Origin of the sequence: Acinetobacter sp. CIP-A165 (assembly GCF_000367985.1) — a bacterium.
GTDB lineage: Bacteria > Pseudomonadota > Gammaproteobacteria > Pseudomonadales > Moraxellaceae > Acinetobacter.
Genome location: NZ_KB849202.1, coordinates 1,487,646 through 1,513,451 on the forward strand (window position 1 = coordinate 1,487,646; position 25,806 = coordinate 1,513,451).

At 40.1% G+C, this 25,806-nt stretch carries 21 protein-coding genes, 1 tRNA gene and 2 pseudogenes; 9 read left to right on the top strand and 15 right to left on the bottom strand.

From position 1 onward, the window contains the following. Nucleotides 1–52: 52 nt before the first annotated feature. Nucleotides 53–298: a site-specific integrase gene (locus F991_RS12575; RefSeq protein ID WP_004671868.1), complete on the top strand. Its 246-nt coding sequence runs from the start codon at nucleotides 53–55 to the stop codon at nucleotides 296–298. A 146-nt stretch (nucleotides 299–444) separates the two neighbouring features. Here the strand turns inward: F991_RS12575 and F991_RS12580 are convergent. From F991_RS12580 to efp, 7 genes are all read right to left on the bottom strand, one after another. Beyond that, a tRNA-Val gene (locus F991_RS12580) sits at nucleotides 445–521 on the bottom strand. Between the two features lie 35 nt (nucleotides 522–556). After that, nucleotides 557–2,545 carry a transglutaminase TgpA family protein gene (locus F991_RS12585; RefSeq protein ID WP_004671870.1) on the bottom strand — a complete coding sequence of 663 codons (1,989 nt, stop codon included), beginning with the start codon at nucleotides 2,543–2,545 and terminating at the stop codon, nucleotides 557–559. A gap of 2 nt (nucleotides 2,546–2,547) precedes the next feature. Continuing rightward, a complete protein-coding gene (locus F991_RS12590) occupies nucleotides 2,548–3,465 on the bottom strand; it encodes a DUF58 domain-containing protein (protein WP_004671871.1) in 918 nt (305 codons plus the stop codon). A gap of 14 nt (nucleotides 3,466–3,479) precedes the next feature. Next, nucleotides 3,480–4,439: an AAA family ATPase gene (locus F991_RS12595; RefSeq protein ID WP_004671873.1), complete on the bottom strand. Its 960-nt coding sequence runs from the start codon at nucleotides 4,437–4,439 to the stop codon at nucleotides 3,480–3,482. A gap of 86 nt (nucleotides 4,440–4,525) precedes the next feature. Further along, nucleotides 4,526–4,831: a YbdD/YjiX family protein gene (locus F991_RS12600; protein ID WP_171063447.1), complete on the bottom strand. Its 306-nt coding sequence runs from the start codon at nucleotides 4,829–4,831 to the stop codon at nucleotides 4,526–4,528. Beyond that, the gene (locus tag F991_RS12605) at nucleotides 4,831–6,933 is read right to left on the bottom strand and encodes a carbon starvation CstA family protein (protein WP_004671875.1); all 2,103 of its coding nucleotides are present in this window, start codon (nucleotides 6,931–6,933) and stop codon (nucleotides 4,831–4,833) included. Before F991_RS12605 ends, F991_RS12600 begins: the two co-directional genes overlap by 1 nt. A 180-nt stretch (nucleotides 6,934–7,113) precedes the next feature. After that, a complete protein-coding gene (gene efp, locus F991_RS12610; RefSeq protein WP_004671876.1) occupies nucleotides 7,114–7,683 on the bottom strand; it encodes an elongation factor P in 570 nt (189 codons plus the stop codon). Between the two features lie 86 nt (nucleotides 7,684–7,769). On the opposite strand from efp, the gene epmB reads away from it, so the two are divergent. From epmB to F991_RS12635, 5 genes and pseudogenes are all read left to right on the top strand, one after another. Continuing rightward, nucleotides 7,770–8,786 carry an EF-P beta-lysylation protein EpmB gene (gene epmB, locus F991_RS12615; protein ID WP_004671877.1) on the top strand — a complete coding sequence of 339 codons (1,017 nt, stop codon included), beginning with the start codon at nucleotides 7,770–7,772 and terminating at the stop codon, nucleotides 8,784–8,786. Between the two features lie 13 nt (nucleotides 8,787–8,799). Continuing rightward, complete coding sequence (locus tag F991_RS12620) at nucleotides 8,800–10,554, top strand: hypothetical protein (RefSeq protein WP_004671878.1); 1,755 nt, start codon at nucleotides 8,800–8,802, stop codon at nucleotides 10,552–10,554. Next, nucleotides 10,536–11,627, top strand: a pseudogene (locus F991_RS12625) (PAS domain S-box protein); the annotation flags it as partial. The gene F991_RS12620 and the pseudogene F991_RS12625, both read left to right, overlap by 19 nt. Nucleotides 11,628–11,742: 115 nt before the next feature. Continuing rightward, entirely contained in the window at nucleotides 11,743–12,711 is a 969-nt protein-coding gene (locus F991_RS12630) for an IS30 family transposase (protein ID WP_081398964.1), read from the top strand. 9 nt (nucleotides 12,712–12,720) lie between these two features. After that, nucleotides 12,721–13,719: pseudogene (locus F991_RS12635) on the top strand (EAL domain-containing protein); the annotation flags it as partial. Between the two features lie 110 nt (nucleotides 13,720–13,829). Here the strand turns inward: F991_RS12635 and rpmE are convergent. From rpmE to F991_RS12655, 4 genes are all read right to left on the bottom strand, one after another. Next, nucleotides 13,830–14,054, bottom strand: a complete 225-nt coding sequence (gene rpmE, locus F991_RS12640) for a 50S ribosomal protein L31 (protein ID WP_004671881.1) — start codon at nucleotides 14,052–14,054, stop codon at nucleotides 13,830–13,832. A 198-nt stretch (nucleotides 14,055–14,252) separates the two neighbouring features. Beyond that, nucleotides 14,253–15,221: a bile acid:sodium symporter family protein gene (locus F991_RS12645; RefSeq protein ID WP_004671882.1), complete on the bottom strand. Its 969-nt coding sequence runs from the start codon at nucleotides 15,219–15,221 to the stop codon at nucleotides 14,253–14,255. A gap of 139 nt (nucleotides 15,222–15,360) precedes the next feature. Further along, a complete protein-coding gene (gene gloA, locus F991_RS12650; protein ID WP_004671883.1) occupies nucleotides 15,361–15,762 on the bottom strand; it encodes a lactoylglutathione lyase in 402 nt (133 codons plus the stop codon). Between the two features lie 2 nt (nucleotides 15,763–15,764). Then, entirely contained in the window at nucleotides 15,765–17,930 is a 2,166-nt protein-coding gene (locus F991_RS12655; protein WP_004671884.1) for an AmpG family muropeptide MFS transporter, read from the bottom strand. 451 nt (nucleotides 17,931–18,381) lie between these two features. Between F991_RS12655 and F991_RS12660 the strand changes: the two genes are divergently transcribed. After that, the gene (locus F991_RS12660; RefSeq protein WP_004671885.1) at nucleotides 18,382–21,012 is read left to right on the top strand and encodes a Lon protease family protein; all 2,631 of its coding nucleotides are present in this window, start codon (nucleotides 18,382–18,384) and stop codon (nucleotides 21,010–21,012) included. Nucleotides 21,013–21,081: 69 nt separating this feature from the next. Here F991_RS12660 and F991_RS12665 read toward each other — a convergent pair whose 3' ends face one another. The 3 genes from F991_RS12665 to surE form a co-directional block, all read right to left on the bottom strand. After that, the gene (locus F991_RS12665) at nucleotides 21,082–22,011 is read right to left on the bottom strand and encodes a LysR family transcriptional regulator (RefSeq protein WP_004671886.1); all 930 of its coding nucleotides are present in this window, start codon (nucleotides 22,009–22,011) and stop codon (nucleotides 21,082–21,084) included. A gap of 129 nt (nucleotides 22,012–22,140) precedes the next feature. Continuing rightward, on the bottom strand, nucleotides 22,141–22,977 hold the full coding sequence (locus tag F991_RS12670; protein WP_004671887.1) for a peptidoglycan DD-metalloendopeptidase family protein: 837 nt from the start codon (nucleotides 22,975–22,977) through the stop codon (nucleotides 22,141–22,143). Nucleotides 22,978–23,084: 107 nt separating this feature from the next. Then, entirely contained in the window at nucleotides 23,085–23,858 is a 774-nt protein-coding gene (gene surE / locus F991_RS12675) for a 5'/3'-nucleotidase SurE (RefSeq protein ID WP_034595663.1), read from the bottom strand. Between the two features lie 152 nt (nucleotides 23,859–24,010). Between surE and F991_RS12680 the strand changes: the two genes are divergently transcribed. Then, on the top strand, nucleotides 24,011–24,385 hold the full coding sequence (locus tag F991_RS12680) for an MCR_0457 family protein (RefSeq protein ID WP_004671889.1): 375 nt from the start codon (nucleotides 24,011–24,013) through the stop codon (nucleotides 24,383–24,385). 160 nt (nucleotides 24,386–24,545) lie between these two features. Here F991_RS12680 and F991_RS12685 read toward each other — a convergent pair whose 3' ends face one another. Continuing rightward, a complete protein-coding gene (locus F991_RS12685) occupies nucleotides 24,546–24,908 on the bottom strand; it encodes a VOC family protein (protein ID WP_004671890.1) in 363 nt (120 codons plus the stop codon). A 421-nt stretch (nucleotides 24,909–25,329) separates the two neighbouring features. Here F991_RS12685 and F991_RS12690 point away from each other — a divergent pair, with 421 nt between their 5' ends. Next, nucleotides 25,330–25,722 carry an MCR_0457 family protein gene (locus tag F991_RS12690; RefSeq protein WP_004671891.1) on the top strand — a complete coding sequence of 131 codons (393 nt, stop codon included), beginning with the start codon at nucleotides 25,330–25,332 and terminating at the stop codon, nucleotides 25,720–25,722. Nucleotides 25,723–25,806: the final 84 nt, after the last annotated feature.

Sequence of the window (25,806 nt, forward strand, 5' to 3'; positions counted from 1 at the left end):
TCAGACATAATCTTTATCGTTTAAATAATATTGATCAGTGTAGTTTATTGCAGTGATTGAAGATCATCTCACCAAGCAATTCCAAAAGTATCGCGATTTGTCGGGCGCATGTGATCACTTAGAGCCGAGACAAAGACCATCTTTTCATGATCTACGTGCGTTGGTTATTTTCAATATTACCGAGAAATATGGCAAAGCTTATGCTCAGGCATTGGCTGGTCATGCCACTGAAAAAATGACGGATCACTACCTACAAGGACATGAAGAACCGAAGCCGCAACGAGTCAGTTTTAGATGATTTTTTAAATTCTAAATACGGCGATTTATTGTACTTATTCACATTAAAACCGAACGGAGTTCCCCGAAAATACCCCTAAAAGTCCCCGAAAATAAAAAAGCCCACTTTTTAAGTGGGCTTTAATATACTGTTTTCACAGTGAATTTTGGTAGGTATATCCAGACTCGAACTGGAGACCTCTACGATGTCAACGTAGCGCTCTAACCAACTGAGCTATACACCTAGAATGAAAAGCATGATATTCATTTTTTTGCATGATCACAAGTTTTTTTGACCTTGTTTGATCACAACCGCACAGTCTTTAAGCAACTTTTTAAATTGTTGTAGATCAACGCGATTTATTTGCTCTAAAAATACGATTTTCTGATACAGCACAATCACTTGTTTAAATGGTTGTTGATTTTCAACAGTTAAAGATAAACGCTGCATCCACGTTTGGAACGTTTCAGTGGGTATTTTCTGCAAATGCTTAGGAAGTTGCTTTTGAAATTTTAAAATCATCCGCTGATATACCGCTTGTTGCTTACGGTGTCGCCACCAAGCAAAAAACAAAAACGAAATTAAGATTCCACTTATACCGATGATTAACACCACAACATAACCATAAGTTGAATCAAGCCCGAGTTTAGATAGCCAGTTTTTCTGTTTTTCAGCGTCGTAGCCTACAACTTTGCTTTGCCATTGATAGCTTAAATAATCATTCCAAACACGTACATTTTTTAGAAATTTAAACTGTTGTAAGCGCCAAGCCTTCGCTTGCTGATCGCCCCAAATACGTTGGTCTTGCGCCAAATAATCCTGCATACCAGTATCAATACGTTGCGGCGCAATCATTGCGGTTGGGTCTATCCTTTTCCATTTTCCATCTAGATAAACCTCACTCCATGCATGCGCATCCAGTTGACGAACCTCCCAACTTTTCGCATCAAATGCTGGCTGCCCTCCTTGGTAACCCGTCACTACTCGAGCAGGAATTCCGACATAACGCATCAGCATCACGAAGCTAGATGCATAATGTTCACAAAAGCCTTTACGACTGGAAAATAGGAACTGATCTATACGATCGCCACCCAACGTTCCCGGACTTAATGTGTAGACAAAACCATTTTTACGATACCACCCTAAAACAGCTTGCACATATTTTTCAGGATGTTGATGGCTTTGCTCAAACAGCTTGCTCGCTAATTGTTGGGCTTTTTGATCTCGTGTTTCATCAAATCGAGTGTTTAATTCAAACTGACGTTCAGCGAGTACACTTGGCTCAGCGGTGCTTCGTCCTAACCAGTACATTTGTATCGGTTGGTTTCGTTTGATCAATTTTGTAGGACGAATACTATCGTCCTGATAGAGTTGTAAATATCGCTCTTGGGGAATAGAATACTCTAAGCCCATAATCCAATTGGCTTGTTCATCAGCAGGCAAATACTGATATGGCACAATCCGCCCAGTGCTTTGCGTGTTTTTTGCATGTTGATTAAAAATACTACTGGTCCATGTCACACCATCATATTCATCTAGAACTAAAGCACGCCAATACAGCTCTTTACGGTTTGGAAATTCATACATGTCAGCTACAACACGAAAAGCCAAAGCTGTGGACTGAGACAAACGTGCAATATCCCCGGGTGACATTCGATCGCTCATACCCGTAACAGCCCGATCATTCTGAATCGGAATGGCCCAAAGTGGTGGTAAGCGTGGGAAGAAAATAAACAACAAAATAAAAAATGGCGTTGCTATACCAATGAACTTAAAAATTTGTCTAACATCTTGTTTTAATTGATTGGAAGACAACGTATTTTGATTAAACAAAGCCGTTTGAATACGATACAAGCCCATTAAACACATAACAAATGTCATGAAGACAATCATTGCCATCCAAAAAGCTTGGCTATGTAAAAGTAAACTTGCACCTACGAATAAGGCAAAATTGAAAACAATCAATAAATCTCGGGTATTTTTAGCTTCAAGACTCTTGGCAAATAAACAGGTACTTAGTAAAGCGACACCCGGTTCAACGCCAAGCAGACTTTGATAGTGGAAATAGATCAGCGCAAATGAGACCAAGACAAAAATAATCAGTATCGGTTTCGGGAACGGGTTTAAATTTTGTTTGTGATAACGCCAAACTAAGATCAGCCACACAATTCCCCATAAACCACTCAAGGAAATTGGAACAAAGCCAACCTGCCCGAGTAGTACACACCCGAGCACAGCCAAGATAGTGAAAAAAATTGGTTTGTTCATGCTTAGGCCTGCGCAAGTAAGCGTTTTGCTTGAATCAACTGAGATGATCCTTGCCCACTTTCCAACCGAGCATGTGGCAGAATCAAGGCATAATCATCTCCAAACTGTTCACACTGCTCAATCAATCCCATCATAAAGCTTAATTTTTCTTCATGACTTTGTACGGGTATCTGCTGATAATCAATCTCTAAATGTTGATGATTGGCTTGAGCTTCAAACATTTTGATAAAAAAGCCTTGTCCCCGTGCGACTTGTTTCCATGCCACATTTTGATAAGAATCCCCTTGCTGAAAAGTTCTTAGCTCACGAAATTCATCCAGACTATCGTTGGTATGTGATGGTTGATTTTTATGTTCTTTTTGCCAATCATAAGCCTTAGGTGCAATCCATACCTTTTGCTTTAGATTTAAATAGGTCCAAGCGCGAACCAATCCCAAAGGATAGGTCGAATAGATTTTAATCGTATCAAAAGCATATTCGCCACGTTGTTGCGGAAAAAAACCCAGTTCAAGACTTTGCTGTGCTTGGTCTAAATAAAAAATTTGTTCCTGATCGTGCCATTGAACTCGTAAATATCGAGCTACATTTGATTTCTGTTTCAGAAAAAGTTTAAGTGTTAATACCTGCCCCACTTGTCCGACTTCAGTGTTCACGACTTCAATATGTAAAGCGTGCAACTGTTTAAAGGTTAAATAAAAACTAATACATAAAATCGCACTTAACAAGAAGCAAAACCCTAAAATCAGATTATTGCCATAGTTAATGCCAGCGATAAAAGTAATTAGAATCAGAGCAAGATATAAAAAACCATGTGTATGAATAAAAACCAAAATATCTTTTTGCAACAGCGTTTTGCTGCGATCAACCCGAAAGCGCTTTGCAATCCACTGCCGAACTTGCTGTTTGAATCGGCTTTGCATGCATCTATCCTCAACTACAACACATCGACCAATTGCAAAATTTGTTTCACGTCCACTTCTGCTATGCTTAAACGATGCGCAACTACAGCCACGAAAACAGTCTGCACATCATCTGTGGTGACAAAGCTACGACCTTCAACCAATGCATACGCTTGTGCTGCCGCTTTAAGTGCCAAAACACCACGCGTTGACAGACCATGCCGTTGTTTACGTGTTTCAGCAGCCAAATCTAAAATATAATTTAAGACGGCATTGCTTAAAAATACCTGCTGAGCCAATGAACGCAAATGTAATATATCGGCTTGATCAAATGCAGCCGCTAGCTGATGAATCAAGACATGACGGGAACTTTGCTGTAAGAGTAATTTCTCAGCTTGGCGTGATGGATAACCGAGAGACAAGCGCATTAAAAAGCGATCCAATTGCGACTCTGGCAATGCATAAGTACCACTTTGAAATAATGGGTTTTGTGTGGCGAGGACCCAGAAAGGCTGTGGCAATTCATAATGTACACCATCGACAGTGACCGCCCCTTCTTCCATTGCTTCCAGCAAGGCACTTTGGGTTTTTGGGCTACAGCGATTGATTTCATCTGCCAGCAAAATTTGAGTGAAAATAGGCCCTTTTTTAAACTCAAATAAATGTTCTTTCTGGTTAAACATATTAATCCCAATCACATCACTTGCCAGCATGTCATTGGTAAATTGAATCCGTTGAAACTGCAAACCTGTTAAACGTGCCAATGCACTGGCTAAGGTTGTTTTTCCAAGTCCGGGTAAATCCTCAAACAGCACATGACCACCAGCTAATAAACACGTCAGCGCCAATTTGGTTTGCTGTGGTTTATCCAAAATAAGCTGATTCACTTCGAGCAAAAAACTTTCGATCTTATGCCCATAATGATGAATATCTTGTTGTATTTTTTGATTTTGCTGATTGTTTTCTTGAACTGAAACTTTTTCCAGACCCCACATTATTCTATCCCCCAAAAATAAAACAGTGTATGAATCAACATACACTGTTTTAGATTTTTTTCAAAGAAATCAAATAATTTCTATTTCTAACAAGGGCATTTCTTCATCCCACCGCCCGCACTTGGATAGCGCGAATCTACACAGTGACGATAAAAAGTTTTAGCATCCATTGGGGTTAAATCTGGATGGTGTGTTTTCATATGTTGCACATAATTTTCATAGTCAGGTACACCGACCATTAAACGAAAACTCTGTTGCAAATGCTGCCATAAAACCGCGATTTTCGACCAGTTTCTTGGTGACAATAACAAATGTTTTTGCGACATGATGGTGAATTTAATGATCTTCACAATCACTGCACTTCCTTTACGAGCAATTTTAAAATCCATCATCACTCTCCTTTGATACTATTTGCAGTCATCGGCGTTTCGGTATAGACCGCAGGTGCTTCATTGGCTGTTGGTGTTGGACTTGCCAAGGCTCTACGAATCGCGCCAATCGAGGCAATAATCATCACAATTGCAACAATCATAAAGAACGCGCACAACCCTGCATTAATCTGATTTGACAATACAATAGTCTGCATCTCAGCCACAGATTTTGCTGGAGCAAGTACTTCACCACGTGCAATCGCATCCGAAAAACGATTGGCTTGAGCAAGGAAACCAATTTTAGGATTGTCATGGAAAATCTTTTGCCATCCAGCGGTCATTGAAGTAATGATCAAGAAAACAGTCGGTACAATCGTAACCCAAACATATTTTTCTTTTTTCATTTTAAATAGAATAACCGTACCTAAAATCAATGCCATCGATGCAAGGATCTGGTTACCGATACCAAATAAAGGCCATAAAGAATTGATACCACCTAGAGGGTCGACCACACCTTGATAGACAAAGTATCCCCAACCTGCAACCGCAACAAACGTTCCGATTAAGTTCCCAACGAATGAACTTGAGTTTTTCACTGCTGGAACAACGATACCCACCGTATCTTGCACCATGAAACGACATGCACGTGTACCGGCATCTACCGCTGTTAAAATAAATAAAGCTTCAAATAAAATCGCAAAGTGATACCAAAATGCCATCATCGAACGATTATTAAAAATTTCCGAGATGATATGCGCCATACCAATTGCAAAGGTTGGTGCACCACCTGTACGCGATAAAATCGAGCTTTCCCCCACTTCATGTGCCAAAACAGTCAACATTTCAGGGGTTACCACAAAACCTAGATTTCGTACTGCTTCCGCAGCAGTTTCAACACTTGTTCCCAAAACTGCTGCTGGTGCATTAATCGCAAAATAAATACCCGGATCTAAAACAGTGGCACAAATCATCGCCATAATACCGACGAATGATTCCATCAACATACCACCATAGCCAATCACACGAATATTGACTTCGTTATCCACCAGTTTTGGGGTTGTGCCTGACGCAACCAAGGCATGGAAACCTGAAATCGCACCACAAGCAATGGTAATAAATAAGAAAGGAAATAAACTTCCAGAAAAAACAGGACCTGTTCCATCAACAAAATGCGTCACTGCTGGCATTTTTAACTCAGGCATCGCAAATAAAATACCGACTGCAAGACCTGCGATCACACCAATTTTAAGGAATGTAGAGAGATAATCACGCGGTGCCAGTAACAACCAAACGGGTAACACTGAGGCAATAAAGCCATAGATTATCAGTCCCCACGTTAGTTGCGTTCCAGTTAAGGTAAAAAACTCACCCCAATAAGGATGTTTGGCAACATCGCCACCAAATACAATTGCCGCCATCATCAGGACAAAGCCGATAATCGAAACCTCTGCAATTTTACCGGGGCGCAGATAGCGCATGTATATGCCCATGAACAGTGCGATTGGAATGGTTGCCGCAATACTAAATACCCCCCATGGACTTTCGGCCAGTGCTTTGACCACGACTAAGGCCAATACAGCAAGGATAATCACCATCACGCCTAACGTACCCAGCATGACAATCACACCAGCAAAGGTGCCCAATTCCTGTTTTGCCATTTCACCCAATGAGCGACCGTCGCGTCTGGTAGAGATGAATAACACCAAGAAATCTTGTACTGCACCTGCGATGACCACACCCACTAACAGCCAAATTGTTCCGGGTAAATATCCCATTTGTGCAGCTAGAATAGGTCCAACTAATGGTCCTGCACCTGCAATTGCGGCAAAGTGATGACCAAATAAAACGTATTTATTGGTTGGCACATAGTCCAGACCATCATTCAAGCGATGCGCTGGGGTCAACCGTTTAGGGTTTAACTCAAAAACTTTAGTCGCGATAAATAAACTATAGAACCGATAAGCAATGCTATACACACAGACCGCAGCAAGGACCAGCCAAACTGCATTGACATGTTCACCTCGACTCACTGCGAGTATCCCAAATGAGATAGCGCCTACAATGGCAACCAAACTCCATAAAAGTTTGGAGGGAAGTGATGATTTTGTTTGTGTTGTTTCCATTCAGAACCTCTCAAATACATAACTTTTCGTTAGTTGTTACATGGCTTTCCATACCTATATTTTCTCTTCGGAAATATCTTCGTAAGTTTATCGTTTTTAAAAGTTGATTTATCTAATACTTTGGCATAAAAAAAGGGATGATTTTCATCATCCCCTCGATAATCTTATCGTTAGATTCGATTATGCACGTTCTAAATAATCACCGGTACGGGTGTCTACACGAACGCTTTCTTCTTGCTGTACGAATAACGGAACACGTACCACAGCACCTGTTTCTAATTTAGCAGGTTTACCACCACCGCCAGAAGTATCACCACGTACACCTGGATCAGTTTCAATGATTTTAAGAACCACGAAGTTAGGTGGGCTTACGGTCAAAGGTACGCCATTAAATAACATAATGGTACATTTTTCATTTGAGTCGTCTTTTAACCATTTCGCAGCATCACCCATCGCAGTTTTATCTGCAGCGATTTGCTCGAAAGAGACAGGATCCATGAAATTCCAAAGTTCGCCATCGTTGTAGAGGTATTCCATTTCAACTTCTACAATATCAGCCGCTTCCAAAGAGTCACCTGACTTAAACGTTTTTTCTAATACTTTACCAGAACGTAAATTACGCAATTTTACGCGGTTAAATGCTTGACCTTTACCTGGTTTCACATATTCATTTTCCATGATTGAACATGGGTTGCCATCAAGCATGACCTTAAGGCCTGCTTTAAAATCATTTGTAGAATAATAGGCCATGAAAGGCGCACTCCAAACTTAAAACTCAAATCTATTAATGCTAGACTAGGCACACAGCTGCGGCTAACACTATTTTTACGTATGGCATGATAAACTATTTACATCAAGAGAAAAACTGGCAATCACAACTCAGTGATCTAATTACCGATCCTTTAGAGCTGTTAAATCTGCTTGAGCTATCTACCGAACAGTTATTATCTGGGGCAATCCTCGCCTCTGAGCAGTTCAAATTACGTGTTCCTCGTGCATTCGTAGGGAAAATGAACATTGGCGATCCTTTAGACCCGTTATTACTGCAAGTTTTACCACACCATTTAGAACTTGAAGAACATCCAGCCTTCGTTACCGACCCATTAGGTGAAGAAGCCGCCAACCAAATGGCAGGTGTTTTACACAAATACCAATCACGGTTTTTACTCACTTTAACGGGCGCATGTGCGATTCACTGTCGCTATTGTTTTCGCCGTCATTTTCCATATCAAGAAAATCTGCCTAAGAATGATGATTGGATAAATATTAAGCAGTACATTGAGCAAAATCCGAAGATCAATGAAGTCATTTTAAGTGGCGGTGATCCACTCACCCTCAGCAACCGAAAACTCGCTTTATGGCTAGAACGTCTAGCATCTCTCCCTCAAATTAAAATACTGAGAATTCATTCACGCGTTCCGATTGTTATCCCCAACCGTGTCGATAAAGAGCTGATTTCTATTTTAAAAAACAGTAGGCTACGCATAATAGTAGTGGTACACTCAAATCACGCAGCTGAGCTTGATGATTACACTTGCTCAAAGTTATTACAGTTATCATTACATCATATTACCGTGTTAAATCAGGCGGTTTTACTCAAAGGTGTGAATGATTCTGCAAAAACGTTGACTGAGTTGAGTAGCCGTTTATTTGAAGCAAGAGTAATGCCGTATTACCTGCATGTTTTAGATAAAGTCAAAGGTGCTCAACATTTTGATTTAAGGTCTTCAGAGATAGACCATATATACAGTGATATATTAGCAAGTTTACCGGGATATTTAGTTCCAAAACTTGTGAGGGAAATTGCGGGCGAAAAAAATAAAACACCGCTTTTTGGGGCTCAAACATTCTGAGATTGATAACACAATGATGAACACAGCTTTTTCGGATATTTTTCAAATTCCAACTGTACTAAGACGGGACAAACTGAGTTTTTGTGACACAAACACCAAAAGTTTGAATGAATGGATTTCCAATCTATCCATCATGCAATTGGGCGATACATCCAAAGCACTCTTTGCCGCTTTATTAGAACTCAGCGAGTTAGAATGTTCGGAAACCTTGCGTTTTGACTTAGTCCAAGTGTTACACCCGACCATCGAAAATGTTTTAGGCAGTTTAGAAAAGAATTTTTTCAATCAAGGTGTGATTAGCTCTGATCGCAATGAACATATCATTGAACTCGCGATGCTATTACGCTGCTACTTTGCAGCGGTTTATATCAATATTGTTCGTCGTAGCAATGAACAGCTAGACCAGCAGAAATTCTCGATATTTGCACTCAATCAAAAGAAGAATTTGCAGACCGCAAGAACACTGGCAACCTTCCAATCTTTACAACAACTGACCCAACTCTTATACCAACAACATATGTTGTACAGTGAACCCGTTGCAGGACAATGGCTCATCGCACATCAACTCTATGATGCCGCTGTTACACATAGATATCACCATACCAACTTAGATCAAGTTCACGGCACATCGAGTTCATTGGGCAATATTTCTCAAGCCTACGCCCAACTCATTTTGATGGATATTTTTAATACCAATCAAATTCGCCAATCTGAAATACAAGCACTGTTCCAATGTAGTTTTGATTGGGCGAAGATGGTTCAAATTCTACCCAAAGAAACAGACTTAACCAAATATGTGGTCGACACAAGTAAAGATCACCCACCGATTTATAATAAAAAGCAAAGTTCAGGTTTTCTACCGAACATTTTTATTAGTACGCATAGCCTATTGGATCATGTCACGGCCACCCTACATAAAAATGCGGAATACGTGTCCAAAAACGAAAAAGTCTATCTCACCCCTGCTTTAAAATTTCATGTGCAGACAATTCTAGGAACGATCGCTGAGCGTCGCCATGAGCGTTATGAATATAATGCTCAGCTGCATATTTGTTTTGGTCTTTTGACCGCACATTTTTACCTGTCCAAAGCGAAGAACTTTTCAGAAACATTATTTCTAGATCATAGTTATGGGCTACAGAATGAATCAAGGTTCATGTCAGCTTGGGATAAAAAGAACACAACAGAAAATCAAGAGTCTGCGATTCAACGCTTAAACCGTGAGAGCAAAACGGTATATCAAGCAGATATATTGGATATTAGTGTCAATGGTTATCGTATTAAGTGGTCTGGAGATGCACCCAAGAACTTAAGAACAGGTGAATATATTCTCGTCAAAGAAACCTCACATGGACATTGGCGTGGTGGTGTGATTCGCTGGCTCAAACAGTCCTCTGAGAAAAGCTTAGAACTAGGCTTGGAAATACTAGCGCAAGAAATTTTCCCTTGTGCCGCACGTATCCAAGCCGATCTACATATTAGTAATTATCATCCAGTACTTTTATTAAAAAACCAAAATTTGGATGAAACCAAAACAACTTTAATATTACCAGGTTCGCAAATTTTTCGGGAACACCAAGCTGTTCATTTAAGATTGGGGAAAGAGGAAGTCAAAGTGTATTTATTAAACGCGCAACTCATTACCCAAAGTTTTGTTCAGTTCGAATTTGAACTACTGAATGATGAAGAACAACCTGTTCTTCGTCGATTTATGGCACAAAAAAATCTAGATAAAATTGATCAAGACTTATGGGAAGCATTGAAGTGAGAAATTCTTTACTCTCTAAAAAACTAAAACGGACTGAAACTCGTTTACTCATCATTGATGATAATCAATTACGGTATAATCAAATTTCGGCATTATTTGCGGCTCAAGATCATCAAATTCAAGCAACCCTACTTGATGACCTTAAAGCATTTGAAAAGCAACTGAACTTAGCTTGGGATATTGTGATTTTTGGTCGTGCATACGATCTGAAAATTGAACAAACCCTATCGCTCATTCAGGCCTCAGCACAGCCTAGCTTACCGGTTTTATTACTTGAACCAGATGATTATCAGGCTGAGCAATATCAGACTTATATTCATAAAGGTATTTATGATGTATTGAATCTCGAATCGCCAGAAAAATTTTACATCAACATCGTTCGCACACTTTCCTACAGTCGTTTGGTTCAAGCTGAGCATCGTTTATTAAGTGAATTAGAAGCAGCTCAAACCCAAGCCCAATCTCTAGTTGCCGAGAGCCATAAACCCGTTGCGATCTTACAAGAAGGCATTCATATCGAAGTAAATACCGAATATGCAACGCTATTTGGTTTTGACAGTGCCGACGATTTGGTTGGTTTACCGATTCTCGATGTTTTACAGCCTGAAGATTTAAGTCAGTTTAAGTTACGTTTCAAGAAGATCTCACAGGGTCAATTTGAGCAAGCACGCTTTGAACTACTTACTCAGAATCCCATCATAAAAAATAATCCGCTACACGTTGAGTTCCTCCCTTCTGGCAATGAAGATGAAATCCAACTCAATATTGAATGTGAGACAATACAACAATCTGTAGCTGCTGCGGCTCCAAGCACTACAGTAACTGAAAAGAGTTCGAGCTTATTTACGGCGTTACAGCAAATTAACCGACAACTCGCAAATCAGCCAGCCAATGCCAATGCACTGGTGTTGTTTAGTCTAAACAACTGCCCAAATGAAGTTTTTCAAAAGGATTGGCACGCGACAAAAGCCTATTTCTCCAATATTCCAAACTTTATTAAGGAACAAGTGAGTGTTCCTGTATATCAAGTTGATACCGCACTTTATGTCGCTTTATTCCAAGCAGAATCTAAAGTGGGGCAGAGTAAAACTTGAAGTGCGACATAAACCACCTAATTAATTTAAAGGGTTTATGGAGTATATAAAATTGTCATACCATCATCTTAACTTTGAAGATCGTACTGCATTAATGCTTGAGTCAAGAAAAGAAGGCTTTTCAGCCAGAAAATTTGCTGAACTCATTAAAAGACATCCTAGTACGATCTATCGTGAGCTTAAAAGAAATAGCATCAATGACGTTTATCAAGCTCAATATGCTTCTGATAACACCTTCGCTAGACGTAGACGTGGTCACAGAAAACTCAAAATCGATTCAATCCTCTGGAAATTTATTGTTGAAGCGATCCGTTGTTTATGGTCTCCTCAGCAAATAGCAAAGCGTTTAAAGACATTTCCTGATTTGGATCAAACAATGAATGTAAGCCATACAACGATTTATTCAACGATACGAGCATTACCAAAGGGTGAGTTGAAAAAAGACTTATTATCCTGTCTGCGTCATGAAAATAAAAAGCGAAAAGCTAACGGTGAACCTAAAAAAGATTCTATATTACAGGATATTAAAACTATTCATGAGCGCCCAGCCGAAGTTCAAGAAAGAAAAATACCGGGTCATTGGGAAGCTGATTTAATTAAAGGTAAAGACAATAAAAGTTCGATAGCAACACTTATTGAACGAAATACACGGCTCTGTATCTTGGCAACATTACCTGATGCAAAGGCAGAATCAGTGCGCAAGGCTTTAACTGAAGCTCTGAAATATTTACCTGCAGAACTGCGTAAAACGTTGACCTATGACCGTGGACGCGAGATGGCAGAACATAAAATACTTGAAGAAGATTTAGGCATAGATGTATATTTCTGTGACCCACATTCACCCTGGCAAAAAGGCACATGCGAAAATATGAATGGTTTAATTAGGCAATATTTACCTAAAGGGATTGATTTAAATCAGGCAGATCAGCATTATTTAAATCAAGTTGCCATGTCACTGAATACTCGTCCTAGAAAAGCGTTAGATTGGCTTACACCATTAGAGAAATTTGCTCAGCTTGTTGATTATCATAAGACTTTTCAAACTGTCGCACCTCATGTTTGAATTCGCCTGGTATTGAACTCATTATTGATTAGTTTGAACGGTCTGCAAAAGCCACAACTACTGATCACTGAACAATACAACTTCCCATTACATTTAAAACTGGGCTATTGTGAACTGACCAAACAGATTCCTGACGAAGCTCATTTTGAACGCATACTTTCTAAAGCATTCTTACTGGCGCTACCTGTCTTTAATACGCCTAAGATTGATACCAATATCGGTTTAACCACCGAACATATTCCAAAAACAGTTCAAATCAGCCTATTACAAGAGCTGAAACAGAAGTTAGATACAGGTGATATTCATCTAAAATATCAGCAAACTTATGACAAACAAGACCAATATACCCATACCTATGAAGTTTCTAGTGGGTTTATACATAACAACCAATGGCAGGATTTAAGTGATCTTGCTGATTTAAAAGATGATCCTGAGCTATCCGTTCAATTAGACCGCTGGATATTGGTAGAGGCATGTAAACAATTACATAATTTCATTACCCAATATCCAAAAGCAAAACTGATTATTAATCTCAACCATCACATCCTATTAAGTGATAAAAAGCTTCCTGAATTGGTTGCAAAATTACTGACCATTATTGGAAGTAAACAAGCCCATCCAATTATTTTGCAGTTCTCAGAGCAAGCACTGCAACAGAACCTAACACAGGCACAGCCTCAAATTGCTTTACTTCGCCAATATGGCGCTGAAGTTGCTATTCGTGATTTTGGTAACTCTATTTATAGCGATACGATTCTTCAGCAAATCGACACCCAATACGTCAGTTTTCACCCGACATTATCGAAAATGCTTGCATCAGATAAAGAGATGGTCGCTTTGCAAGAAAAGGTACTGCATTTCATTGCCCAGAAACCTGTTGAAATATTCTTAAATGAATTGAATGACATGAACTTATTTGCAAATGCATGGAATGTAGAGAGTCGTTTCTTACAAGGCAATTACTTTCAGAAGAAACTTGATCGCTTAACGGACGTACAAGATCAATAAACACAATATATGTAAGAAAATGATCATCGGGCGTAGTTAATACGCCCCTACATCAAATTTATGATCATAAAAAAACGGGCATATTGCCCGTTTTTTTTGTTTTCTTGATATTAACGTTTGATAGAACGTGACATACCAGAAAAACGTTGTTTGAATTTGTCGATACGGCCGCCTGTATCCACATTCTTTTGTTTACCAGTATAGAATGGGTGGCAAGCTGAACATACGTCAAGATAAAGAGTTTCTTTACCTAAAGCAGATTTAGTTTCAATAACGTTACCACATGAACAAGTAGCAACTAAAGTTTGGTATTTTGGATGAATATCGGCGCGCATGCTCGATGCTCCTAATTAGTAAGAAAGGCTTAAGCTGTTATCGCAATTGATCACTCTCAATATGAGGAAAGCAAAGTGTTTTACACTTGCAGATCAACACCACAACAGACCATTTCTTTTGACTCACCGAGACTCTAAAGGTCAGAGCAAAGCCAACAAGTGCCGAGCATTATACGCCAACAAAACAGATTTAGCGAATTATTCTTGTCTTGTTTTCGACCAATGATTGGCAATTATCCCACAAACCATCAACTGGATTTGATGAAAGATCATAATTGGTAAAACAATCATGCCTAAAGGTTGTCCTATAAATAAAATTTGCGCCATAGGCACCCCACTCGCCAAAGTCTTCTTTGAACTGCAAAAGAAAATTGTCGCTTGATCCGCTTGATTAAAACCAAGCCACTTTGGTAGATAGAAAGCCAATAGCATCACAATGGTAAGCAAGACTGAACACGCAAGGATTAAATACAATAAGGTTAAACCACTGACTTGCTGCCATAGACCAGCAACTACGGCACTGCTGAACGCCCCATAAACCACCATTAAAATAGAGCCTTGATCAAAGACCTTGACCAGACTTGGTCGTTTGAGCATTGCAGGAAAGATATAAGGGCGCAATATTTGACCTAATATAAATGGAACCAATAATAATAGTGTGATTTGAATAATTGACTGGGTTGGATCAAAACCATGTTGGCTTTGTCCAAGAATAAAATAGCTGACTAAAATAGGCGTAATAATCATACCAATGATATTGGAAAATGATGCACTACACACAGCACCTGCGACATTGCCTTTGGCCATCGAGGTAAATGCAATCGAAGATTGTACTGTTGATGGCAGAAAGCACATAAACAGAAAACCCCAATACAACTGCTGTCCCAAAAGCGGCTCTAAGATTGGTCGGGCCATGAGGCCGATTGCAGGGAAAAGTAGAAAGGTAAACGCAAAGACGAGAGCATGCATTTTCCAATGCAGCATGCCTTCAACCACAGCTTCACGCGACAACTTTGCACCGTGTAAGAAGAAAAGTATCGCGATAGCAACGGTTGTGAGAATATTAAAATAAGATGCAATCTGGCCTGAAACTGGTAAAAATGTTGCAAGTACAACCATCGCAACCAAGAGTAATGTAAAACGATCCAGTGCCAAAATTTTGAACATATCTTATTCCTACTCACCCACTAAGTACAATAAAGCCCAATACAATATTGTTGACCATTTGATCGACATATCATACTGGGCTATATAAATAATGCTAGCGCTTTTAAATGAGAAATCTTCAGCTTAAGATGAATTCAAATTAGTTATTACGTGCATTTTGATCCTGTTGAATTAACTCAATCTTATAACCATCTGGGTCTTCAACAAAAGCGATAACCGTCACACCACCCTTCATCGGACCTGCTTCACGAACCACTTTTCCACCACGCGCTTTGATGTCGTCACATGCCTTATAAGCATCTTCTACACCAATTGCAATGTGTCCATAAGCATTACCAAGCTCATAGCTCGAAGTATCCCAATTGTGAGTTAACTCAAGTACGGTATTGTTTTCTTCATCGCCATAGCCAACAAAAGCAAGGGTAAAACGCCCTTCTTCATAATCGCGTTGGCGTAGCAATTTCATACCAAGTACCTCAGTGTAGAACTTTAAAGATTGTTCTAAATTACCTACACGTAGCATCGTATGTAACATGCGCATCGTTATTCACCTGTCTGTTGTGTTGATGGTTTTTCATGCTCGCGTAACAGCTTTGCAACCCAAACCACGAGGATTAAGATTGGAACACCAATCAAAGTCGTCATTAAAAAGAAATTCGGGTAGCCCATATTGCTGACCATTGTGCCAGAGTAGCCACCCAATAATTTCGGTGTTAATGTCATTAATGAACTAAAAATAGCATATTGAACCGCAGTAAAAGAAACACTGGTTAAGCTCGATAAGAACGCAATAAATGCTGCGCCAGCCAAACCAGCAGCAAGATTATCCACCACAATCGCAAAATACAACCACAAGGAACTATACTGTTTGATGACTTTACCCTTGATCTCGACATCCCGAGTAGACTGAGGATTGATCAGTGGTAAAGGATCAATATTCACATCCAGTTCATTCCCTATGGTGAGGTTGGTATTCGACTGATAACGATGCGATATCGATAATATCGACTGATCGCCATCGAACACCGCAACATCAAGTTGCTTAGATGGCGAAGAAAGCAATTGTTTCGCTTCAATCACGCTGCTAAAAACACCATTTCGATCTAGTTTTGCATCAAAATTTTGACCATCCAAATCAACCACAATTTTTTGTGTCGCGGTTAATGGTTCACCAAAATACTGTCCTCTCACCACGATACTACCCGATTGTTCATGTAGGGTGATTTCATTATTACTGGTGATAGGCAACATCTGAATTTGTGGTTTTTGTGCATCTCCAACCAAATAAGGTTGTGAAATCGAGATCGGCTTTTCATGCACTTTATCGAGATAAGATGCAGTGACTTCAACTTTGTTCGCTTCACTCAAAACAGCGGGCGGCACTTGTAATTTCCAGAAACCCACTTCATCTGTAGGTACGTGATAAGACTGATTGCCAACTTGGACATGAACCTGATCTAATGGTTTTCCAGATTTTACTAAGCCAATAAAAATCAAATTGGTTGAACTCGCCAGCACTGCACCGATAAACATCAGCTTCATGATATTCATTCGTTGTGCCAGCAAACCACCCAAGAAACCACCAACCAAACTAAACAAGACACCATAAACTTTAACTGCTTCAGCAATTTGCTCTTTACTAAAGTTCAAATCTTGATAGAACACATTGGAAATCACCCCTGCGATAATGTCAGAGATTCGGAAGAAGCCGATCAGCAACAACAGCACCAACGCGAGTTTCACGCCATAGCGTTTAAAGAAATCTAGAATCGGTGCAACCCATGTTTCTTTCGCCATCTGTTGATTTACAACACCCATTTTGACCAGTCCAAAACCAATCAATAAAGCACAGGCAGTGGCTGTTAAAAACCGCAACGCTTCTAAGCCAAATAATGCTGCTGTGTCTTTAATCGCTGTTGCTTGAATCAACGCCTGTGTAAGTTGACCCGAATAGATATAAGTCAGCACAAACGTGGCGACTGCGATAAAAAAGACAAACACCAAACGGTAATAATCTGTTTTTTTGTAATTTTTATAAATACGATTAACTATAGGCTCACGGACGACCAGTGTGGTTACAATCCCGATCACCATGACAGCTGCCATGGTCAAATAGGTATATTTCCAAGCTTCGTAGATATAGTTGCCTTTAGCTGTACCTAAATAGGCAGCCAAGAATAAAGCACCTGCACCTGCAACGATCATCCCAATGCGATAGCCTGCATTATACGTCGATGCCAAAACCGTTTGCATTTCTGTTTCAGCCAACTCAATACGATATGCATCAATCACAATATCTTGAGTTGCCGCAGAGAAGCCCAGCAGTACCGCACCTGCTGCCATTTGAATTAAATAGCTTTGCCCCAGTGCAGGGTCAGAAAAAGCCATAATACAAATCGCACAAATAATCAGGCATTGTGCGATCAACAGCCAAGCACGGCGACGACCTAATGTTTTGGTCAAAAATGGAACTGGCAACTCATCAATCAATGGCGCCCAAACAAATTTAAATGAGTAGCCCAATGCCGCCCAACTAAAAAACGTCACCGCAGTTTTATCAATACCAGCCTCTCCTAGCCATAAAGATAAGCTAGAAAAAATTAAAAGGATCGGTATACCTGCTGAAAAACCAAGAAAAAACATAATCAGCGCACGGCGATCTAAAAATGCTTTAAATGCAGCCGCCCAACCAGAGGCTTGAGTCGTCATTGCTTATTATTTTCCAAAATGTTCAAATGTGCCTATTCAATCGTTTCTTGCCTCAGCTTGCAAGTTGCTTTATGCAATAATTAGGGTCTGTTGATATTTCAGCCATGCATTGCGTTATTGGCTAAAACCACTCAAACAAGGCATGAAACGTAGGCAATGGCAACTCCCTTGTCAAGTTTCATAACGAAGTTTGAGGCAGTTCTAGCCATAACCCTCCGGGACATGGACATTTTTTGCCGTTACTGCGTTATGCTTCGCTTATTTAGAATGACTAAATTTCACAAAACATGCCTTGCACCGCCTAAAAAATGTCCGCTGTCGCAAGCATCTGTGAAATGTCAACAGACCCTATTCTGTTTTGTCGATAAAAAACACAAGTTCGCTTGATCTTTAGACCCAAAACTGTATACCTTTAATTACTTAACTTTCGTTTCTTTGTTGGATAGCAATAGTGACCCAAAAACTCGACCAAATGACTGCAACAACTTTATCTCTAACACCAACAAACACGATTAAAGCAAATACCAATATTTTTCCAAATGCTTTTGAACAACCCGATATACAACCAACACTGACAAATACAGCTTTGCGCGCTGACCAACTAACGCATATTCCAGATTTAGCTAAAATCCCAAGCTCGACTAAACGCATTAAACCGCTGAATAACTTTTTAGGTCAAGATCGCGCCCGTGCTTCCGTTGAGGCTGGGATTTCACTCCCTTATTCTGGCTATAACATTTTTGCAGTGGGCACAGCAGGACTGGGTAAACGTACCATGATTAAACGTTTACTCCAGCAATACGCCAAAACCATGCCGACTCCTGATGATTGGGTCTATGTTAATAATTTCAAAAACCCAAGACAGCCAATTGCTTTGCGTTTTCCTGCGGGTCAAGGTACAAAGTTCCAAAATGCACTACAACAAGCATGGCAAATCAGCTTAAAGCAATTGGAACGTCGCTTTAGCGCAGAGAGTTATCACAATCGTATTGAACGCATTCGCCAAGACACAGGTGAGGTACAACAACAGGCATTGGTTGAACTCACCAAAGAAGGTGAAGAACTCGATTTAAAGCTCATTTCTCGTAATGACAAACATGTCTTTATTCCGATGTTACTCAAGAATGATGAATATCACGAGTTAACTCAAGATGACCTAAACACACTCACTAGCCAAGAACGAGCTGATATCAAATCAAATCTCCGCTATATGGAGAAAAAACTAGAACGTTTAGGTCTACACTTAGGCGATTTAGAGGATGACGCACGGGATCAAGTTTCGACCTTAAATCGTGACATTGCAGCGCAAGTAGTAATGCCAAGGATCAACCAGATTCTAAGCCGACATAAAGAGGTCGAACATCTCGAACAATACTTAAAACAATATGCTGATGACATTATTAATAATGTCGAACTTATTTTAGAACAAGAAGAAGATGATTTTACCCCTGCTTTATTCAATCGCGTGCCTGCGCGTTATCAAGCAAATGTAATTACATCAAACAAGCCAAACAGTGGTGCACCTGTCATTTTTGAAGACTTCCCAACTCATTACAATTTATTGGGTCATGTCGAACAGTTAACCCATAATGGCACCATTACCACAGACTTCACTTTGATTCGTCCTGGTTCACTACATCGCGCCAATGGTGGTTTTCTATTACTCGAAGCTGAGCATTTACTTGAACAACCTTACGCATGGCAAGGTTTAAAACGTGCCTTAAAATCAGGAAAACTCAAGCTTTCGTCTTTGGAACACATGCTGACTTTAACAGGTAGCATTTCGATTGAACCAGCGGCAGTTCCTTTAGATATTAAAGTGGTTTTACTGGCAGAGCCTGAAATTTATTATGAAATTTTAGAAATAGAACCTGAGCTTGGTAGTGTCTTTAAGATTCGTGCCGACTTTACCGATACATTACAACGTAATGACAGTAACGAACAGGCCTACATGCAATTGATCGCCGACTATGTGCAAGCAGATAAGCTATTGCCCTTTGATCGTTCCGCATTAGCCGCTTTGCTGACGGACTCTAGTCGCCAAGCTGAAGATCAAAGCTCTTTGTCATTACACGCTTCGACACTTGGTGATCTCATTCGAGAAGCCCATCATCATGCCTTTAAAGCGGATGACAAGCTGGTCACCAATCATCACGTCAATCAAGCCCTGCATCATCGCCAATATCGCTTGGGCTATCTCCGTGAGCTGTACTGGCAAGATTTATCGCGTGGCACACAATTGATCGAAACCTCAGGACATCGTCTAGGTCAAATCAATGCCCTCTCCGTGATTCACTACGCTGATGTTGAATTTGGCTTGCCTTCTCGCCTCACTGCTTCAGTTTACCAAGGTGGTGGCGATATTCTTGATATTGAACGTAGCGTAGAGTTAGGTGGCTCACTTCATGCCAAAGGTGTGTTGCTAATGTCTAGTTTCCTCAAAGCACATTTTGGGCGTGAGCAAATTCTACATTTCTCTGCGGCACTCGCTTTTGAACAAAGCTATGGACAAGTCGATGGTGACAGTGCCACCGTTGCAGAATTGTCAGCTTTAATCTCAGCAATCTGTCAGATCCCAATTGATCAATCTTGGGCAATTACAGGGTCGATGAACCAACTGGGTCAAGTTCAACCCATTGGTGGTGTCAATGCCAAAATTGAAGGTTTCTATGATGCATGTAAGTTGCAAGGTCTAACTGGCAAACAAGGGGTGATTATTCCACGCCAAAACATGCAACATCTGATGCTACGTCAAGACGTAAGTGAGGCTGTTCAAGCGGGACAATTCCATGTACATGCGATTGATACCATTGATCAAGCCTTAGAAATCTTAATGGCGCGCCCAGTGGGTACATTAGACAAAAAAGGAAGGTATAGTAAAAACTCTATCTATGCTGCCGTAATGGAACAACTGGAATATTGGCAAGCGATCGAAGATGGTGATGCCGTTGAGGATGAAACGCCAAAGAAAAAGAAAAAGCGGAAAAAAAGTAAGAAAGACACCAGTACAACTAAAGCATCTGAGGAGGTTTTAGCCGAGACTAAAACACTCAAACCCTTCACTAAAAAGCGACGTAAATAAAGAAAAAGCCATGTTCCGTTGAGGAGCATGGCTTTTTTTAAATCTTGAAGCTATGCAATTTCAATCGCCTTAAGCAACACCCTGTAAGGAACGTCCACCGGGTAGTTGAGCAAAATACTGTTTAAGTGCATCAATACAACGATGTACTTTTACTGGATATTGTTCACGCTTGGATGTGAGTGCTTGTAAGGTATAAACAGGCAGTTGCCAATCTGGTAAGACTTCAACCAACGAACCGCTGATCAGTTCTTTTTGAACATCCATATATAAAATACGTGCGATCCCAAGCCCCTGTTGACACAGTGATTTCGCTACAAAAACATTATTTGTGCCCAAACGTGTCTTCATATCAACATTCACGACATCACCACTTAAACCATGACGAAATGAAAAGTGCTGAAAGTTTTGCATCAAAGTGATGGGCAATAATTCATGATGACATAAATCTTGCGGATGAGTAATTGAGGGTGCTTGGTTCAAATAGCTAGGCGATGCAACTAAAACCTGATCGACACGCGCTAAAGGAACAATCGTTAGTTGGGGATCATCAACTTTTAAACTCATACGTATCGCAATATCAATACGTTCTTCAATCAAATCAATATAGCGATGGTCTGCTTCAAAATGAACAGCTAACCCCTTATGCGCTGACATCCAGTGAGAAAGTGCTGGAACGACATGTAATGCACCGAGTTCAGGCGTAGTTGCAATACGCAAATCGCCGACCAAATCATCACGCAACTCATTGATTCTAATTTTGCCACGCTCAGCCGCAGCCAGCATTTCTTGGCAACTAAAAAAAAATGCCTGCCCAGCCTCTGTAAGACTGAGTTTTCGTGTTGAGCGATGAAGTAATGTGACATCCATTTCTTGTTCTAATGAACGGATTTGTTGACTGACCGCACTTGTTGTTATTCCTAAATCCCGAGCGGCTCCGCTAAAAGAGCTTTTTTCTACAACGCAAGCAAAAACCCCCATTGCACGCAATTGATCTAACATAAACTTCCCTCTCAATTTATTAATATGCTTATTGTTCTAATAAAAGCAAACATAATAAGTATACAGAGAAGTCTATTGTTAGACTAGAGATTATTAACAATTTGTTGAGGGTTTGTTCACGTTATGAAACTAGTTAGGGAGTACTGTTGTTGGGTTAACTGGCTTACCATCCAACCGCACTTGGAACTCCAACATGACACGTGATGCCCCTGAAGAACCCATCTCTGCAATTTTTTGTCCAGCAGTCACGTTGTCTCCGCTCTTGACCAACATTTTGCTGTTGTGCGCGTAAGCAGTAATATAGCCATCAACATGTTTAACCAAGACCAAATTGCCATATTCTTTCAAGCCATCCGCAGCATAAACAACCTGCCCGTTTGCAGCAGCAAAGATTGGATCGCCAACATTGCCGCCATAACGCGTACCTTTAACATTACTTGCCAAATTGAAGGTTTGAATAATCGCACCATTTGATGGTTTAACCCAGCGTAGGCCTGAGGCCAAAGTAGATGATGAAGGATTCACAGGCACGACGGGAACAACAGGTCGTTGAGTCGGCGTGGTGACGGTCTGAGTTGGTGGAGTAACTGGTCGCTGTGTTGGTAAATTGACACTTTGACGCTGAATTGGAGCTGTTTGCGCCATCGCTTGTGTTGATGTTGTTCGCTGTGCAGCGGAACCTTTTAAGCGCAATGATTGGTTGACATAAATTCGATATGGCGGCGCAATATCATTGAGTGCTGCGATATCTAAATAGTTCATCCCATAACGATTTGCAATACGACTCAAAGTATCACCAGAACGAACTGTGTAATAGTTTGGTACGTGTGCATAACTTGCACCACCGCTCACCTGTGGTTTAGATGCACAACCTGTTACAACAGCCGCTGTTGCAACCGCCATAGACAATACGATTGTTTTGATCATTTTTTGTGAATGAAAAATCGAGACATGGTTTAAGTGCATCTTCGCCCTCATCGAAAAATCCTTAATCTATTTGCGCCTTAGAGTACCAAAAAAGTGAGAAAAAACGAGCATTCACGCACGATCTTCACAAAGTTATAACATTCAAGTTATTTACCATTCACATGATTATGCAAATTGTCTAACACAGTGTAATTGGTTGCATCCATTTGAATCGGTGTGATACTGACATATCCACTTGAAACAGCAAAGAAGTCTGACTGGATCTGGCTCGAGGCTTGTTGAGGATCAGTCACGGCCTCACCTGCAAGACCGATCCAATAGACTTGACGCCCTCGTGGGTCAACATGACTACTAATCGGTTTAGACTGCGCCCTGCGCCCTTGATAGGTGATTTGAGTCCCTTTGATCAGTTCAACATCAGGAATATTAATATTGAAAATATGACGTGGTGGCAAAATTGGCAAGCCTTGAGCAATGAAATCATGCACCCACTGTGCTGCTTGTGCATATTGTTGAGGGTGGTCGTATGCGCGTACATTTGCTCCTGCGAGTGATACCGCAATAGCAGGATGCTTCATTAATCGCCCTTCAAACGCTGCGCCCACAGTGCCTGAATATAAAACATCATCACCCAAATTCGCTCCATTATTGATACCACTAACCACAAGATCAAATTCGAAATCAAAAAGCCCATTGGTCGATAAATAAACACAATCCGCAGGTGTGCCATTTACCGCCCAAACATCTTCGGAAATCTGAATAGGACGTAAAGGACGATCTAAGGTTAATGCACTTGAGTAACCACTCCGCTCACTTTCAGGGGCAACCACAACAACTCGACCCAAAGGTTTTAATGCTAAAGCCAAAGCTTGGAGCCCAGGTGCGAATACACCATCATCATTTGCAATTAAAATATTCACTAAAATCCAGTCTCTCTCATTCGCGCTTGCTGCTACTTCAACCATGTATTGATAACATGTCAATAGCCCGTCTACTACACAGTTTTTTCAATTGAATTATTCATTGAATTATATATATTTATTACTTCATAGTATTAGAAATTTATACAATCATGAGACATTTATCTAAATTTATTCGAGTTTTTGGGGTTGCTTTCTCACTTTTAACAGCACAAGCAATTTATGCAAATGAAGCCGTTTCAGTTCAAGAAGCAAATGCATTGATCAAAGATGATATCGCCAATGCGCAAGTACTGATCGAAATGTGTCCAAAATTGATCGGTAAAAATGCCCAGTTCGACCAAAACATTAAAACAATCATAGCGTCTTATTTAAGTGGCTATTCAGACAAATCAGCTTCACTTGAAAGCTTGCAGCAAGATGCCGAGTTCAAAGCTTTGCTCAAAGATGCTCATGAGGCTGCAAAAGAAGTTGACCGAGCTGAGCAAAAGACAGTGTGCCAAGAAGTCGTAGATTTTGAAGCGTAATTAAAAGTATCGTCTATTTGTGGTTTTAAATATTAAACTTCTTTCATAGATCCCTTTTGTTTCAGCTCATAGGAGAAATACAAAAGGGCAAATAATGATGATAGAGGTCTGTTTAAAACCACATTTATTTCAACTCTGGCAACTTAAAAATACAATGAAATTACCAAGCATCTGGCTCACGAACCATATGGATAATGTTGGCTGGATTTGTAATCCATCCCCCTCGAAAGCCCTCTGGCAATGGTTCAATTGCATCGCAACGAACAACACCAGCATCACTAAGATGTTTAGCAGCCTTAGCAAAATCATCCGTAAATAATTCGAGCCAAATCTCGGCTTGGCTCATCTCTGGCGCGATATCAATCCATAATTTAACTTGACCGAATTCGAAGCCTACTTCCGCGCCCTTTTCTGTAATCTGCTTTAGACCGATAACATCACGATAGAAAGCAACAGTCGCTTCGAATTGATGTGGTGGTAGCTTCAATGCGATATCAATACCGCCTTCAAATTTGGTCGTCATATCCTGCTCCTTTTCCATTCACATTTCGATGATCGCAAACAGGCTTACTTTTGTTTAATTATAAAAGAAGGACTCGGCTTGCTCAGATTGACCGTAACTTCAACAATTTATTATTTAGATTGCTCATCTACTGAAACATTCTGAAAAGTTAGTCTCATCAGACATGATGTTTTGATTGTTTTTTAAAAATGTCTTAGAACAAATCGCAAGTCAAGTCAAGACCAAAAGCCACTCAACCTAGCGATTAAACTCTTTAATTTTTGAAGATGAATCAATTATTAAAGTGCCACAGTGGTTTAACTCGCGGGGTCTTTAAAACCACATTTCCTCCACTTTCCCTACAGCAAATATACAATTTTATTTTTCTTCTATGCTATAAGTTATTCAAATCGTTTAAGTCTTAATTTGAGTTTGGTTTGTTATGAAGAAAAATGTTTTTAAAACACTAGGTTTATCATTGCTTATTGCCTCGAGTGCTTTAACACCGGTTGCATATGCAGCAAATGCAAAACATGAGTCAGAAAACATTGAAGTGACTCCAATGTCACAAACAACAACACAAGAAGAGTTAGCCGCAATTTATGTGCTCTCTGAAATTTGTCCAAGTTTAATTGACGAAGATAAAAAGTTTACACAAGGCTACGAACGCTTGGTAAAAGAATATTTACCGAAAGAATCCAAAGCCGTTGATGTCCTAAATAAACGCGCAAAAGCAAAAGATTTCCAAAATGTCCTCGTTGAAGCACGCAAAGATGCTAAAGCTGCTTCTGATGAGAAGAATCGTCAAATTTGCGAAGATGTTCGAAATTATTAATTCAGTAACCACAAGAATGTATCAGGTATGACCAAATAAAAGTCATCGATATCTCTTAGTTACAATACTGTATGAAAAAGCCGA

Coding starts and splice junctions, on each gene's coding strand:
- F991_RS12585 (WP_004671870.1), bottom strand. CDS start 2,545: ATGAACAAACCAATTTTTTTCACTATCTTGGCTGTGCTCGGGTGTGTA.
- F991_RS12590 (WP_004671871.1), bottom strand. CDS start 3,465: ATGCAAAGCCGATTCAAACAGCAAGTTCGGCAGTGGATTGCAAAGCGC.
- F991_RS12595 (WP_004671873.1), bottom strand. CDS start 4,439: ATGTGGGGTCTGGAAAAAGTTTCAGTTCAAGAAAACAATCAGCAAAAT.
- F991_RS12600 (WP_171063447.1), bottom strand. CDS start 4,831: ATGATGGATTTTAAAATTGCTCGTAAAGGAAGTGCAGTGATTGTGAAG.
- F991_RS12605 (WP_004671875.1), bottom strand. CDS start 6,933: ATGGAAACAACACAAACAAAATCATCACTTCCCTCCAAACTTTTATGG.
- efp (WP_004671876.1), bottom strand. CDS start 7,683: ATGGCCTATTATTCTACAAATGATTTTAAAGCAGGCCTTAAGGTCATG.
- epmB (WP_004671877.1), top strand. CDS start 7,770: ATGATAAACTATTTACATCAAGAGAAAAACTGGCAATCACAACTCAGT.
- F991_RS12620 (WP_004671878.1), top strand. CDS start 8,800: ATGATGAACACAGCTTTTTCGGATATTTTTCAAATTCCAACTGTACTA.
- F991_RS12630 (WP_081398964.1), top strand. CDS start 11,743: ATGCTTGAGTCAAGAAAAGAAGGCTTTTCAGCCAGAAAATTTGCTGAA.
- rpmE (WP_004671881.1), bottom strand. CDS start 14,054: ATGCGCGCCGATATTCATCCAAAATACCAAACTTTAGTTGCTACTTGT.
- F991_RS12645 (WP_004671882.1), bottom strand. CDS start 15,221: ATGTTCAAAATTTTGGCACTGGATCGTTTTACATTACTCTTGGTTGCG.
- gloA (WP_004671883.1), bottom strand. CDS start 15,762: ATGCGCATGTTACATACGATGCTACGTGTAGGTAATTTAGAACAATCT.
- F991_RS12655 (WP_004671884.1), bottom strand. CDS start 17,930: ATGACGACTCAAGCCTCTGGTTGGGCGGCTGCATTTAAAGCATTTTTA.
- F991_RS12665 (WP_004671886.1), bottom strand. CDS start 22,011: ATGTTAGATCAATTGCGTGCAATGGGGGTTTTTGCTTGCGTTGTAGAA.
- F991_RS12670 (WP_004671887.1), bottom strand. CDS start 22,977: ATGCACTTAAACCATGTCTCGATTTTTCATTCACAAAAAATGATCAAA.
- F991_RS12680 (WP_004671889.1), top strand. CDS start 24,011: ATGAGACATTTATCTAAATTTATTCGAGTTTTTGGGGTTGCTTTCTCA.
- F991_RS12685 (WP_004671890.1), bottom strand. CDS start 24,908: ATGACGACCAAATTTGAAGGCGGTATTGATATCGCATTGAAGCTACCA.
- F991_RS12690 (WP_004671891.1), top strand. CDS start 25,330: ATGAAGAAAAATGTTTTTAAAACACTAGGTTTATCATTGCTTATTGCC.